Here is a 13010-nt window from a genome sequence, read left to right as displayed (position 1 = left end):
CGAGAGGTAGCCATGACCGACCGTTTCCGCCTGACCCTGGCGCAGCTCAATGCCACCGTGGGCGACGTCTCCGGCAATGCCGCGCGTGCGCGCGAGGCCTGGGAAGAGGGCAAGCGGGCCGGGGCCGACATGGTGGTGCTTCCCGAGATGTTCCTCGCGGGCTACCAGCCGCAGGACCTCGTGCAGAAACCCGCCTTCGTCGCGGCCTGCCAGGACGCGCTGATGCAGCTCGCCGCCGATTGCGCCGATGGCCCGGCTCTCGGGGTCGGCGCGCCGCTGGCCGAGGGGGACCTGCTGCACAACGCCTACTTCGTGCTGGAGGGTGGCGAGATCCGCGCGACGATGCGCAAGCACCACCTGCCGAACTACACCGTCTTCGACGAGAAGCGCGTCTTCCAGCCCGGCATGATCTCCGGGCCCTACTCGGTGAAGGGCGTGCGGATCGGCACGCCGATCTGCGAGGATGCCTGGTTCCCCGACGTGGCCGAGGCCATGGCCGAGAGCGGCGCGGAGATCCTCGTGGTGCCGAACGGCTCCCCCTACTTCCGGGACAAGCTCGACATCCGGCTGAACAAGATGATCGCCCGGGTGACCGAGACCGGGCTGCCGCTGGTCTATCTCAACCTGGTTGGCGGACAGGACGACCAGGTCTTCGACGGCGGCTCCTTCGTGCTGAACCCGCACGGCGTCCTGGCGATGCGGATGCCGGTCTTCGAGGAGCGGACGGCCCAGGTCGACTTCACCCGCGAGGGCGACGGCTGGCGTGCCGAGCCCGGGGCCGAGGCGCCGCTGCCCGACAGCCTTGAGCAGGATTACCACGCAATGGTGCTCTCCCTCCGGGACTACCTGCGCAAGACGGGGTTCCGGAAAGTGCTGCTGGGACTCTCGGGGGGCGTGGACTCCGCCGCGGTCGCGGCTATCGCCGTGGATGCGCTCGGGCCGGAGAACGTCCGCTGCGTGATGCTGCCCTCCGAATACACCTCGGAGGCGTCGCTGGAGGACGCCAAGGCCGTCGCCGCGAACCTCGGCTGCCGCTACGACTTCGTGCCGATCACCGCGATCCGCGACGCTGTGACCGAGACGCTGGCGCCGCTCTTCGAGGGGTACGAGGAGGGGCTGACAGAGGAGAACATCCAGTCGCGCATCCGGGGACTGCTGCTGATGGCACAGTCCAACAAGTTCGGGGAGATGCTGCTCACCACCGGCAACAAGTCCGAGGTGGCTGTGGGCTATGCCACGATCTACGGCGACATGGCCGGCGGCTTCAACCCGATCAAGGATCTCTACAAGACCCGCGTCTTCGACATCTGCCGCTGGCGCGGGACGCACCACCGCGAGTGGATGCAGGGCCCGCCGGGCGAGGTGATCCCCATGCGGGTGATCGACAAGCCGCCCTCGGCCGAGCTCCGGGCCGACCAGCGCGACGACGAGAGCCTGCCGTCCTACGAGGTACTCGACGGCATCCTCACGATGCTGGTCGACGACGAGGCCTCGATCGCCGACTGCGTGGCCGCGGGCTACGAGCGGGAGACCGTCGAGAAGGTCGAGCACCTGCTCTACGTCAGCGAATACAAGCGCTTCCAGTCGGCGCCGGGCACCCGGCTTTCGATGCGGGCCTTCTGGCTCGACCGGCGCTATCCCATCGCGAACGGCTGGCGCGACCGGGGGTAGGACCGGCCCGGTTCCCGGTCCGGCCCTTACGTCAAATCGGCACATCGCGGGTCTCCGCGCATGGCGCAGGCGTCATTCGGCGGCACATGGCGCATGGCGCTCAACCCCTCGGAACGAATGGTCCTTTCGGCGGATTACCGGCGGCAGATGCGGCCCGCAGAGGTGCCCGTTCCGGGTTGCCGGGGTCGCTGTCAGAAAGGAAGGACACCATGAAACCCACCATGATCCTTGGCGCGTCCGCCATCGCCCTCACCGCCGCAGCGCCGGCCTTCGCGCAGTCCATGGAGGCCTCCGCGGTCACCGATCTCAACCTGCGGGCCGAGGCCAGCAACTCGTCCGAAGTGCTGACCGTGATCCCCGCCGAGACCGCCGTGACGGTCGCCGGCTGCGACGATACCACCGGCTGGTGCGAGGTCACCTACGATGGCACGACCGGCTATTCCTACGGCAGCTACCTGACCGAGAACATGGCCGAAGAGCCCTCCGAGACGGTCGTCCTGGTGCAGCCGCAGACCGTGGAGACCACGACGGTGACCACCGAAGGCACCGACACCGAGCAGCGCGTCGGCGCAGGCGCCGGTGCGGCCGCGGGTGCCCTGACGGCCTATGCGCTGGGCGGTCCCGTGGGCGGCATCATCGCCTCCAGCATCTTCGGCGCGGCCGCCGGTGCCGAGGCGACGGACCAGGTCGAGCGCCAGGTCACCTACGTCCGCGAGAACCCGGTCGAGGCCGTGACGCTCGACGGCGAGGTGGTTGTCGGCGCTCAGGTGCCGGGTGCGGTCACGACCTACGATCTGCCGGCCGACGGCTACGAGTACCTGAACGTGAACGGCCTGCCGGTCATCATCGATGCCGAGAGCGGCACGATCCTGCGGATCGTCCGGTAAGCCAGCGCTTCACGATGGCAGAGAGGGTCGCTCCGGAAGGAGCGGCCCTTTTCTCGTGTCGGTCCGCCCTGGCCGGTCACTCCGTCCAGCGGTCCTCGATGATCCCGCGTCCCAGCGGACAGGTCGGGCGGGGAACCGCGCGGATCTTGCCCAGCGCCTCCTTCACGCGGCCCTCGTCGGCGCGCGCGATCTCCGGGCTCTCCTGTCCCGGTGGATAGGCCCCGACGACGGCGAAATCCTCGGAGGCCGCGAGCCGCTTGTGGCCGAAGCCCGCCGGCAGGATCATCACGTCACCGGCCGTGACCTCGAGCGCGCGATCATCCTCGCCGCCGAGCGCGATGGTGGCCGTCCCTGCCGAGACGCCCAGGACCTCGTGGCTCTCGGGGTGGTAGTGATGGAAGTCGTAGACCGTCCATTCCCAGGTGCCGCCCCAGCCGTTGGCGGCGAAGGTCGCGCCCATGTCCTCGGGCGCGGCGCCGCTGCGCACCACGAGCGCGGGCCATTTCGGATGGTTGGGGACGCCACCTGCCGGGGCGGCGGTGAGGCTTTCGATCTCGTCGGGCATTGTCGTCTCCGGCCTTGTGTCTGCCCGGGCAACGCGGCGCCCGGCGGGACGGTTCGGGGCGCGACCTTGCGGTGCGGGCTGGCGCCCGCGCCGGATCCGCCCGTCCCCACTGGCGCGGGGCCGGGCAGAGGGGGCTGTCTGCCCCCGTCCGCGCCATGGGCGCGGACTCCCCCGAGGGATATTTCGACCCAGAAGAGGGGGCGGCTCTGCGCTGGCGCACAGGAGCCCCGCTCTGCGGGAGGTTGGCGCGCGCGTTGGGACGAATACGTACGCGAGTGAAATCAACCCCAGACCGGGAGGACGATCCCAAATGGCTCAACCGAAGATTCTGGTCCTGTTCTACTCGACCTACGGCAACAACCACCGCGTGGCGGAGCTCGCCGCCGCCGCGGCCCGCGACGCGGGCGCGGAGGTGCGTGTCGTGCGCGCCCCCGAGACCGCGCCGCGCGAGGTCGTCGAGAGCCAGGACGCCTGGAAGGCGCAGCTCGAGAAGATGTCCGACATCCCCGAGGCCACGCCCGACGACATGGTCTGGGCCGACGGCTACTTCGTGGCCTGTCCGACCCGCTACGGTGTGACCGCGAGCCAGATGAGGGCCTTCATCGACACGCTCGGACCGATCTGGCAGGAGGGCAAGCTTGCCAACAAGGCCTTCACCGCGACCACCAGCGCGCAGAACCCGCACGGTGGTCAGGAGACCACGATCATGGGCCTCTACACCACGGCCATCCACTGGGGTGCGATCATCGTGCCGCCGGGCTATGCCGATCCCGTGAAGTTCGAGGATGGCGGCAACCCCTACGGCTATTCCTTCGCGGCGGGCGCCCTGGACGAGGTGGGCGAGCGCTCCATCGCCTACCAGGCGAAGCGCCTGACGGAGTTCACGGCCAAGCTGACTGCCTGACCAGCGGTCGTCGAGGACAGGGAATCGGGGGTCGGTCCGTGGGACCGGCCCCTTTTTCATGGCTGCCGGGCAATCTCCCGCATGGTGCGGGCGGCGAGCGCGCCGATCCGGGCCGCGCCCTCGGGTGAGGGATGGGTGAGATCGGGGGCGTAGTACCGGAGCGCGCCCGGGGGCATCGCCCGCCCGGTGTCGAGGTAGTGGACCCGGGGCCGGAGGGCGGCCATCGCCTGCAGCCGTGTCGCGAGCTGGTCGAGCTCGGCCGCGCAGGCGGCGAAGGGGCCGCCGTAGATCGAGACCGGGTAGTAGCCGATCCAGAGGAGCCTGTCCGTACGCGGCAGGAGACGGTCCACGAGGGCCGGGATCTCGCCCGACCGGCCGTCGGCGGTGACGAGCGAGTCGAGGGTGGCGTCGCAGCCGGTGCAGCCGCATTCATCTCGCAGGTCGTTGCCGCCGCCGTTGGCGAGGATCCAGTCGTAGCTGTCCTCGGGCACCTGGTCGCGGATATCGAAGCCGGCGAGGCGGGCGAGGGCATTGGGATGCGAGATGCGGGCGCCGGCCACGGCGCGGTTCTCGACCGGTGTGCGAAGCTGGAGGGCGACGGCATCGGGCACCGACTGGCCGCGGCCCTCGTGCCAGGAGAGGATCGAGTCGCCCATGGCCAGGATCCGCTCCTGCGCCGCGGCGGGGCTGGCGAGGAGCAGGGCGAAAAGTACGGCGCGGATCATTTGGGTCTCCGGTCGGGGCTCTGGCGATGGTAGGGTGCCTCCGCAGGGAGGACCACCGGGATGACCGCGACCACCACGCAGGGGACCGAGGCCGAGGCGCTGGCCTTTCTCGAGACCGTCGAGCCGGAACGGCGGCGCGAGGAGGGACGGGCGCTCGATGCGCTCTTCCGCGAGACGACCGGCTGGTCGCCGCGTCTCTGGGGAGACTCCCTCGTCGGTTACGGGCGGTACCGGTATCGCTACGAGAGCGGGCGCGAGGGGGAGTTCCTCGCCACGGGATTCAGCCCGCGGAAGGCCCATCTCGTGCTCTACATCATGCCGGGTTATTCCGACCTGGGCGGGCTGCTGTCGCGGCTGGGGCCGCACAAGCTGGGCAAGTCCTGTCTCTACATCCGGCGGCTGGAGACGGTGGATGCCGGGGTCGTGTCGGAGATCGTGCCGGCGGGGCTCGCGGACCTCGCGTCTCGCTGGGAGGTGCACCCGGACTGATCCGGCGGTGGGGGCTCCGCCCCGTCCGCGGCGAGGCCGCGGACTCCCCGGGGTATTTCACCCCAGAAGAGGGGCGGCTTCAGAGGCGGACGGGGTCGGCCTTGGCGATGCGGTCGATCTCCATGAGCGTACCGAGCAGGGCGGGCATGGACTCGAGCGGGATCATGTTGGGTCCGTCGGAGGGGGCGGTGTCGGGGGCCTCGTGGGTCTCGATGAAGACCGCGGCGATGCCCTGGGCCACCGCGGCGCGGGCCATGACGGGCGCGAAGGCGCGCTGGCCGCCGCTGGCGCCGCCGAGGCCGCCGGGCTGCTGCACCGAGTGGGTGGCGTCCATCACGACCGGGTATCCGGTGCGGGCCATCTCGGGGAGGGCGCGCATGTCTGTGACCAGGGTGTTGTAGCCGAAGGTGGTGCCGCGCTCGGTGAGCAGGATGCGCTCGTTTCCGGTCGAGGCGATCTTGGCGGCGACATGCTCCATGTCCCAGGGGGCGAGGAACTGGCCCTTTTTGACGTTGACCACGGCGCCGGTCTCTCCGGCGGCGAGCAGGAGGTCGGTCTGGCGGCAGAGGAAGGCGGGGATCTGGAGGATGTCGGCGACCTCGGCCACCGGGGCGCAGTGGTCGGGGGCGTGGACGTCGGTGAGGACGGGGCAGCCGATCTCCTGGCGGACGGCCTCGAGCAGGCGGAGGCCCTCCTCCATGCCGGGGCCGCGGCGGCCGGAGAGCGAGGTGCGGTTGGCCTTGTCGTAGCTGGCCTTGAAGACGTAGCCGGCGCCGAGGCGGGCGCAGGTCTCGGCCATGCGGGAGGCGATCATAAGGGCGTGGTCGCGGGTCTCCAGCTGGCAGGGGCCGGCGATGAGGGTGAGGGGGCGGTCGTTGCCGATGGTGACCGGGCCGATGGTGACGTCCGTCATGGGAGCTCCTGCGGGCGGGCTGGGACCCTCGGAGTGCCGCAGGGGCGGGGGGCGATCAAGAGGTTTCGGGGGGTGTCCAAGTTTGGACAGGCCGCAAGGGACTGAAGGGACAGGGAAAAATGGTTAACGCGTTGATCTGTTAACCAATTGGGCGAGGACGGTGTTGGTGGTGTCACGTCCGCGCGTCGGGGTGGGCCGTCTTCATGGCGCTGGCGACCGTGATCGTTGGCCGGGGTGCGGCGCTCCTCCGCCCTGCGGGCGACGTCGCGGGGGCCGGCCCGGCAGGGGGCCGGGCGGGGCTCAGGAGGAGACCTGTTCGCGCAGGATGGAGGCGGTGATCGAGACCATCAGGTATAGCCCGGCGAAGATCAGGAAGGCGAGCACGGTGTTCTCGAAGGCGCGCGGATAGGTCGGCTGGTCCGGGGCCACCGGGGCCACGGTCAGCGAGAGGTAGCGCACCTGGCGGTTGGCCTCGATCTGGGCGGATTCCATCGACTGCATGGCCTGCTGCACCAGCACGTTCTGGAAGGCGTAGTTCTCTTCGGCGAGGCGCAGCTGGGTGTTCTTCTGCGCCTGGCTCACGCCGTCGGAGGTGTCGACGGCCTCGGCCTGCACGTCGTTGATCAGGCGGTCGATATTGGCGATCTCGGTACGCAGGGCCTCGACCTGGGCCTCGTTCGGACGGCGCACGGCAAGGCGGCTCTGCAGCTCGAGCTGAAGCTCCTGGCGCTGGGTCTGGAGCGTCGCGATCCGCTGGGTGCGCGCGGCGGTCTCGCCGGCGGGATCGATGGTCTCGAGCTGTTCCTGGAGGGTGAGCAGCTCCTGCAGGGCCTCCTGGCGGCGCGACTCCGCGTTCTCGTAGCTCTCGCGGGCGCCGCGCATCTGGTCCTCGCGCAGCCGCAGGGTCTGGGCGTCGACATGCTCCTCGGCGAAGTCGACAAGGGCTTCGGAGAACCGCTCGGAGGTTTCGGGATCGGCGGCGGAGACCTCCATCCGCAGCAGGCCCTCGGTGGGGTCGTAACTGACCTTCACGCGGTCCTGGTAGATCTCGTAGGCCTCCTCGTCGGAGGCACCCTCGGGCAGGCGCTGGAGCGGATCGATATCGGGATCGGAGAAATGGGCCTTGAAGTCCTCCTGCTCGTCGAGGCGCAGCATGGCGTCGCGCGAGGTCAGGTAGGACTGCACGCCGATGGAGTCCTGCTGGGTCGCCATTGACGTGCCCTGGAACAGGCTGCCGAGACCGGCGGCGCCGGAGGGTTCGGCCTGCTGGATCACGAACTCGGAGTCGGTGGCGTACATCGGCGTGGCGATGGCGAAGAAGTAGTAGCCGGCGATGAGGGTCGGCAGGGCCACGAAGATCGCGAGCCGGGTCAGCAGCAGGCCGAAGCGCAGCCGGCGGCGGCGCACGAGGTCCTTCTGGATGCGGCCGATCTCGGCCATGCCCTCCTGCAGGCGGGGATCGGGCCGGGTCTCGGTCGAGGGGACCTGGGGCCCGGGCGCGGTGGCGGGCAGGGTGCCGCCCTGGCGCCCCTGCGGCACCGTCTGGGGCAGCTGCGGCCGGCCGCCGCCGCCATCGCCGCGAGGGGGCGCGCCGTTGGCGGCGGAGTCGGGCACGACGAGCTCGAGCACGGTGGAGCGCTGGAAGGGGTCGATCCCCATGCGGCGCAGCTGGCGCACGGCGTCGAAGTCGGAAGTGACCGCGAGCCCCTGCTTCTGCGCGACGCGGCGGGCCATACGCAGCTGGCGGCCGGTCAGACCCTCGCGCCGGATGGCGTCGATCTCGGAGTCGGCGGCGACCTGCGCCGCGCTGTCGACATCGCCCTCGTAGGAGGCGGCGCCCGCGGCATGGACGGCTCCGGTGGTGCCGTCGGCGACGGCGCGGGGCTGGAGCGCCTCCTGCCGGGCGTCCGACTCCTGCCTGGCGTCTTCGGCGGCGCTGGCGGCGGTGCCCGCTCCGCGGCGGATGCGGAACTTGGGGGCCTTAGGCTTCGTAGTCATAGAGCTGTTTCGCCTCTTCCAGCGTATCGAACATGATCAGCCGGCCGTTGTGCAGCACGGCGGCCTGGCGCGCGAACCGCTCCAGCACCTGCGGCTGATGGCTGACGATGATCATCGTTGTCTTTTCCAGGCGGTCGCGCAGGATCGCGCTGGCCTTGCGGTTGAACTCGGCGTCGGTGGTCTGCGGCATCCCCTCGTCCACGAGGTAGATGTCGAAGTCGAGGGCGAGCATCAGCGCGAAGGTGAAGCGCGAGCGCATGCCCTGGGAATAGGTGCCGAGCGGCATGTCGAAGTAGTCGCCCAGCCCGGCCAGCCAGCGGCAGAAGGCCTCGACGTAGTCGGGATCGAGGTCGTAGAGCCGGGCGATGTAGCGGCTGTTCTCGACGGCGGTGTGCTTGGAGACGACGCCGCCCATGAAGCCCAGCGGGAAGGAGACGCGGCAGCTGCGGGTGATCCGCCCCTCGTCGGGCTTCTCCAGGCCCGCCATCATGTTGATGAGGGTGGTCTTGCCTGTGCCGTTGGGGGCGAGGATGCCGAGCGAGTTCCCAAGGTCCACGCGGAAGGACGCACGGTCGAGGATGACCTTGCGGCTCTTGCCGGTCCAGAAGGACTTGGTGACATTGTCGAATTCGAGCATCGGCCCAGATCGTCTTCCGCCCGTTTTGAGGATCGGACCGCCGGGGGGCGGTCGGTTAACGACCCTTGGGCTAGGGGTCAAATTCGCCAGCATTATGTCGGACGGCCTGTCCTTTAGGCAATGCACTTGGCGGCGAATCTGCCCTCAAATCCAGGTATTTCGCCCTTTGCCGACGGCCTGGGCGACGCTCGCGTAGCCGTCCCGTGCGAGCAGGGCATCGAGACCCTGAAGGATCTCGGAGACCAGGCCGAGGCCGCCGTAGACGAGGCCGGTATAGAGCTGCACCGCCGAGGCGCCGGCGCGGATCTTGGCGTAGGCCTGCTCGGCCGAGGCGACGCCGCCGACGCCGATCAGCGGCAGGCCGGTATGGGTCGAGAGGCGGGCCAGCACGCGGGTCGACCGCTCGAAGAGAGGCTGTCCGGAGAGGCCGCCGGCCTCTGTTTTCAAGGGGCTGCGCAGCCCGTCGCGCGAGAGGGTGGTGTTCGTGGCGACGATGCCGGAGAGGCCCGCCTCCTCCGCCGTGCCGGCGATCTCGGCCAGTTCGTCGTCCGTGAGGTCGGGGGCGATCTTGAGCAGGATCGGCAGCGGCCGCTTAAGCGCGGCATTGGCCTCGGTCACCCGGGCGAGCAGGGCGGCAAGGGCCGCCGGCCCCTGCAGGTCGCGCAGGCGCTCCGTGTTGGGAGAAGAGACGTTGACCGTGGCGAAATCCGCGTGCGGCCCGCAATGTGTCAGGACGGTGGCGTAGTCGGCGGCGCGGTCGGCGCTGTCCTTGTTCGCGCCGAGGTTGATGCCGGTCAGTCCGCCGGGATGGGCGGCGAGCCTCCGGCCGATCGCCTCCATCCCCTCGTTGTTGAAGCCGAAGCGGTTGATCGCGGCGCGGTCCTCGGTCAGCCGGTAGAGCCGAGGGCGGGGATTGCCCTCCTGCGGGCGCGGTGTGATCGCGCCGACCTCGATGAAGCCGAGCCCGGTGCGGGTGTAGAGCGCGTCGAGGGCGGTGGCGTTCTTGTCGAAGCCCGCAGCGAGGCCGAGCGGGTTCGGCAGGTCGAGGCCGAAGAGCGAGGTTTTCAGCCGTTCGGAAGTAAGGCGCGGGCGCCTGGGCAGGAGCCCGGCCCGCAGGCCGGCGAGGGCGAGGGCGTGGGCGCGCTCGGGATCCATGCGCCGCAGGACGGCGAGGCCCGCGCGCTCGGCCAGGCTCACTGCATGCGCTCCGGGAAGCGGTGGGCGCCCTCGACCAGCGGCAGCGGCTCGGCCCAGGCCACGTCGTCCAGCCGCAGGGGGCGGTAGAGGTGCGGGAAGAGCGCGCCGCCGCGCGAGGGCTCCCAGTTGAGGTTGTCGAGGCCCTCGGTCTCGACCGCGATCAGCCAGAGATCGTCCTGACCGGCGAAATGCTTCGCGGCCGTCTCCTCGGCCTGCTCGGCGGTGGAGAAGTGGATGTAGCCGTCGGCGAGGTCGATGGGGGCGCCCTCGGTCGAGCCGTCGGCCTGGAGCGCGCGCCACTCGGGGGCGCGGAATATCTTGTAGATCAGCATGGGCCCTCGCATGGCGTCTGCCGCTTTTGCGGTCAAGGCCGCCACGTCATGTGCGCGTCACGGGCGGGATCTAGGGACCGGGTCGGAGAGAGCTTTGACTCCCGCCCCGAGGCGGGCTCAAAGTGGTCCAGTCCAACGCGCAAGGGAGACAAGAATGATTGCCCGCATCCTGACCACGGCGAGCGCCGTGGCCCTGACTGCCGGAGCGGCACAGGCCGAATTCGACCTGACCATCCTGCACACCAACGATTTCCATGCCCGCTTCGAGCCGATCAGCGCCTTCGATTCGACCTGCGCGCCCGAGGACAACGAGGCCGGCGAGTGCTTCGGCGGCACCGCGCGCCTGGTGACCGCCATCGCGGACGCCCGCGAGCGCAACGAGAACTCGATCCTCGTGGACGGCGGCGACCAGTTCCAGGGCACGCTCTTCTACACCTACTACAAGGGCGAGATGGCGGCCGAGTTCATGAACCAGCTCGGCTACGACGCGATGACCGTGGGCAACCACGAGTTCGACGACGGCCCCGAGGTCCTGCGCGGCTTCGTCGACACGGTGAACTTCCCCGTCCTGATGTCGAACGCCGACGTCTCGAACGAGGAGCTGCTGGCCGACGCGATCCAGAAATCGACCACCATCGAGGTCGCGGGCGAGACCATCGGCCTTATCGGCCTCACGCCCGAGGACACCGACGAGCTCGCCAGCCCCGGCCCGAACGTCGTCTTCACCGATCCGGTCGAGGCGGTCCAGGCCGAAGTCGACGCGCTGACCGAGCAGGGCGTGAACAAGATCATCGTCCTCAGCCACTCGGGCTACGGCGTCGACCAGCGCGTCGCCGAGGAAACCGAGGGCGTCGACGTGATCGTCGGCGGGCACACCAACACCCTGCTGGGCGACATGGAGGATGCCGCCGGTCCCTATCCGACCATGGTCGGCAACACCGCCATCGTGCAGGCCTATGCCTACGGCAAGTTCCTGGGCGAGCTGAACGTCACCTTCTCCGACGAGGGTGAAGTGATGTCGGCCGAGGGCGAGCCGCTCATCATGGACGCCGCCGTCGCCGAGGACGAGGCCACCGTCGAGCGCATCGGCGAACTGGCCGGGCCGCTGGACGAGATCCGCAACCAGGTCGTCGCCGAATCCAGCGCTCCGATCGAGGGCGACCGCACGGTCTGCCGCGCGATGGAATGCGAGATGGGCAACCTCGTCTCCGACGCCATGCTCGACCGCGTGGCCGACCAGGGCATCCAGATCGCCATCGCCAACTCCGGCGGCCTGCGCGCCTCCATCGACGAGGGCGAGGTGACCATGGGCGAGGTGCTGACGGTCCTGCCGTTCCAGAACACGCTCTCGACCTTCCAGGTCACCGGCCAGACCATGATCGACGCGCTCGAGAACGGCGTGAGCCAGGTGGAAGACGGTGCCGGCCGCTTCCCGCAGGTCGCGGGCATGACCTTCACCGCCGATCTCTCGGCCGAGCCGGGCAGCCGTATCTCCGACGTGATGGTGGGCGGTGAGCCGATCGACCCCGAGGCGACCTACGGCGTGGTGTCCAACAACTACGTCCGCAACGGCGGCGACGGCTATTCCATGTTCGTGGATGCCATGAACGCCTACGACTACGGTCCGGACCTCGCGGACGTGACGGCGGAGTATCTCGCCGAGAACACGCCCTACGAGCCCTATACCGATGGCCGGATCACCGTCGAGAACGCGCCGGAGACCGCGGCCGAGTAAGGCCCCTTCGGGTTTCGGAAAAACGAAAGCGCGCCGGTTCGCCCGGCGCGCTTTTTTCGTCAGTAGGACGAGCCGCAGTCCGTGAGGGCGAGGGTCTGCTCGCCGGTGTCCACGGTCAGGCCATCCTCGGCCTGGTAAAAGACGAGCCTGCGGTCATCGGCCTCCACGGCCCCGTCGCGGCATTCCGACATGGGCACGGCCAGGCCGTCCTCCTCCCAGGTCAGCTTGCCGAGCGCGGTGCACCACTCGGAGCCGAAGCGGACCTGGCTCTCGTTGAGCAGCCAGGTCCTGGCGTCGTCCTCGCAGGCGCCCTCGACGGCGTAGCGGCCGATGAACTCGGTGCGCCAGGCGTCCTCGGGCAGGCGGGTGTCCTCGGTGCTCTGTGCCCCTGCGGCGAGCGGAGCGGCGAGGCAGGCGGCGAGCGTGACGGGTTTCCACATGGCGATCTCCCTTCGGCGATTGCCGGTCGAACGCGTCGGCTGCGGGGGAAGTTCACGCACGCGGCTACACTGGCGCGGCGCGATCAGTCGAAGCAGGGGACGACGGTGGCGTCGACGCCGCCGCCCGAGATGCGCAGGGCGCCGGCCTCGGTCGGGGTGGCGGTGAGCGTCCGGTCGGGCTGCGCCGCTCCTTCGGCCCGGCACTGGGCGAGGGACAGGGCAAGGCTGTCGCCGGAGCGGTCGATGCCCGCGATGTTGCAGCCGGTCTCCCCGACGTAGACGCTCTCGGGCGCCATCTCGACCAGGAGTTCCTGGCCCGCGCAGACGGGGGAGGGGGAGTAGGTCCCGAGGAAGGCGCTGCGGTAGTAGCTCTGCACCGCGCTGGTCCCCGCGCCCTGTCCGATCGGCACCAGCTCCGGTCCGGCGACACAGGAGCCGAGGAGGAGGGGGGCGAGAAGCAGGGAGAGGCGCATGGGCGGGGATGACTCCGGCTGTGTTCGGGCCCATCTTATGGCCC

At 69.8% G+C, this 13010-nt stretch carries 14 protein-coding genes; 5 read left to right on the top strand and 9 right to left on the bottom strand.

Annotated elements, in window-relative coordinates; genetic code table 11:
• The first annotated feature begins 12 nt into the window (after nt 1-12).
• Nucleotides 13-1671, top strand: a complete 1659-nt coding sequence (locus tag F3S47_RS12275; protein ID WP_150445542.1) for an NAD+ synthase — start codon at nt 13-15, stop codon at nt 1669-1671.
• 209 nt (nt 1672-1880) lie between these two features.
• Nucleotides 1881-2558 (top strand): DUF1236 domain-containing protein, encoded by a 678-nt coding sequence (locus F3S47_RS12270; protein WP_150445541.1) that lies wholly within the window; start codon nt 1881-1883, stop codon nt 2556-2558.
• Between the two features lie 76 nt (nt 2559-2634).
• Here the strand turns inward: F3S47_RS12270 and F3S47_RS12265 are convergent, their stop codons facing one another.
• Nucleotides 2635-3123: a cupin domain-containing protein gene (locus tag F3S47_RS12265; RefSeq protein WP_150445540.1), complete on the bottom strand. Its 489-nt coding sequence runs from the start codon at nt 3121-3123 to the stop codon at nt 2635-2637.
• Nucleotides 3124-3433: 310 nt separating this feature from the next.
• Here F3S47_RS12265 and wrbA point away from each other — a divergent pair, with 310 nt between their 5' ends.
• Nucleotides 3434-4027, top strand: a complete 594-nt coding sequence (gene wrbA, locus F3S47_RS12260) for an NAD(P)H:quinone oxidoreductase (protein ID WP_150445539.1) — start codon at nt 3434-3436, stop codon at nt 4025-4027.
• Nucleotides 4028-4083: 56 nt separating this feature from the next.
• Here the strand turns inward: wrbA and F3S47_RS12255 are convergent, their stop codons facing one another.
• A complete protein-coding gene (locus tag F3S47_RS12255; protein WP_150445538.1) occupies nt 4084-4752 on the bottom strand; it encodes an SGNH/GDSL hydrolase family protein in 669 nt (222 codons plus the stop codon).
• Nucleotides 4753-4812: 60 nt separating this feature from the next.
• Here F3S47_RS12255 and F3S47_RS12250 point away from each other — a divergent pair, with 60 nt between their 5' ends.
• Nucleotides 4813-5241 (top strand): DUF1801 domain-containing protein, encoded by a 429-nt coding sequence (locus tag F3S47_RS12250; RefSeq protein ID WP_150445537.1) that lies wholly within the window; start codon nt 4813-4815, stop codon nt 5239-5241.
• Between the two features lie 79 nt (nt 5242-5320).
• On the opposite strand, the gene kdsA is transcribed toward F3S47_RS12250, so the two are convergent.
• The 5 genes from kdsA to F3S47_RS12225 all read right to left on the bottom strand — a co-directional run bounded on the left by kdsA (nt 5321) and on the right by F3S47_RS12225 (nt 10318).
• Entirely contained in the window at nt 5321-6154 is an 834-nt protein-coding gene (gene kdsA / locus F3S47_RS12245) for a 3-deoxy-8-phosphooctulonate synthase (protein ID WP_150445536.1), read from the bottom strand.
• A 300-nt stretch (nt 6155-6454) separates the two neighbouring features.
• On the bottom strand, nt 6455-8152 hold the full coding sequence (locus F3S47_RS12240; protein WP_150445535.1) for a capsule biosynthesis protein: 1698 nt from the start codon (nt 8150-8152) through the stop codon (nt 6455-6457).
• A complete protein-coding gene (locus F3S47_RS12235) occupies nt 8136-8789 on the bottom strand; it encodes an ABC transporter ATP-binding protein (RefSeq protein ID WP_150445534.1) in 654 nt (217 codons plus the stop codon). The genes F3S47_RS12240 and F3S47_RS12235 overlap by 17 nt, the downstream gene beginning before the upstream one ends.
• A 144-nt stretch (nt 8790-8933) precedes the next feature.
• Nucleotides 8934-9986: a quinone-dependent dihydroorotate dehydrogenase gene (locus F3S47_RS12230; protein WP_150445533.1), complete on the bottom strand. Its 1053-nt coding sequence runs from the start codon at nt 9984-9986 to the stop codon at nt 8934-8936.
• Nucleotides 9983-10318, bottom strand: a complete 336-nt coding sequence (locus tag F3S47_RS12225) for a DUF952 domain-containing protein (protein WP_150445532.1) — start codon at nt 10316-10318, stop codon at nt 9983-9985. Before F3S47_RS12225 ends, F3S47_RS12230 begins: the two co-directional genes overlap by 4 nt.
• 154 nt (nt 10319-10472) lie before the next feature.
• On the opposite strand from F3S47_RS12225, the gene F3S47_RS12220 reads away from it, so the two are divergent.
• Nucleotides 10473-12053, top strand: a complete 1581-nt coding sequence (locus F3S47_RS12220) for a bifunctional metallophosphatase/5'-nucleotidase (RefSeq protein ID WP_150445531.1) — start codon at nt 10473-10475, stop codon at nt 12051-12053.
• A gap of 59 nt (nt 12054-12112) precedes the next feature.
• Here the strand turns inward: F3S47_RS12220 and F3S47_RS12215 are convergent, their stop codons facing one another.
• Nucleotides 12113-12493, bottom strand: a complete 381-nt coding sequence (locus F3S47_RS12215) for a hypothetical protein (protein ID WP_150445530.1) — start codon at nt 12491-12493, stop codon at nt 12113-12115.
• Between the two features lie 83 nt (nt 12494-12576).
• Nucleotides 12577-12966, bottom strand: coding sequence for a hypothetical protein (locus F3S47_RS12210; protein ID WP_150445529.1), 390 nt, complete (start codon nt 12964-12966; stop codon nt 12577-12579).
• Nucleotides 12967-13010: the final 44 nt, after the last annotated feature.

It is taken from the genome of Histidinibacterium aquaticum, from assembly GCF_008710275.1.
In the GTDB taxonomy this organism is placed as follows: domain Bacteria; phylum Pseudomonadota; class Alphaproteobacteria; order Rhodobacterales; family Rhodobacteraceae; genus Oceanicola; species Oceanicola aquaticus.
The sequence above is the reverse complement of the archived record's forward strand: the minus strand, read 5'-3'. Positions and strand labels throughout refer to the sequence as shown.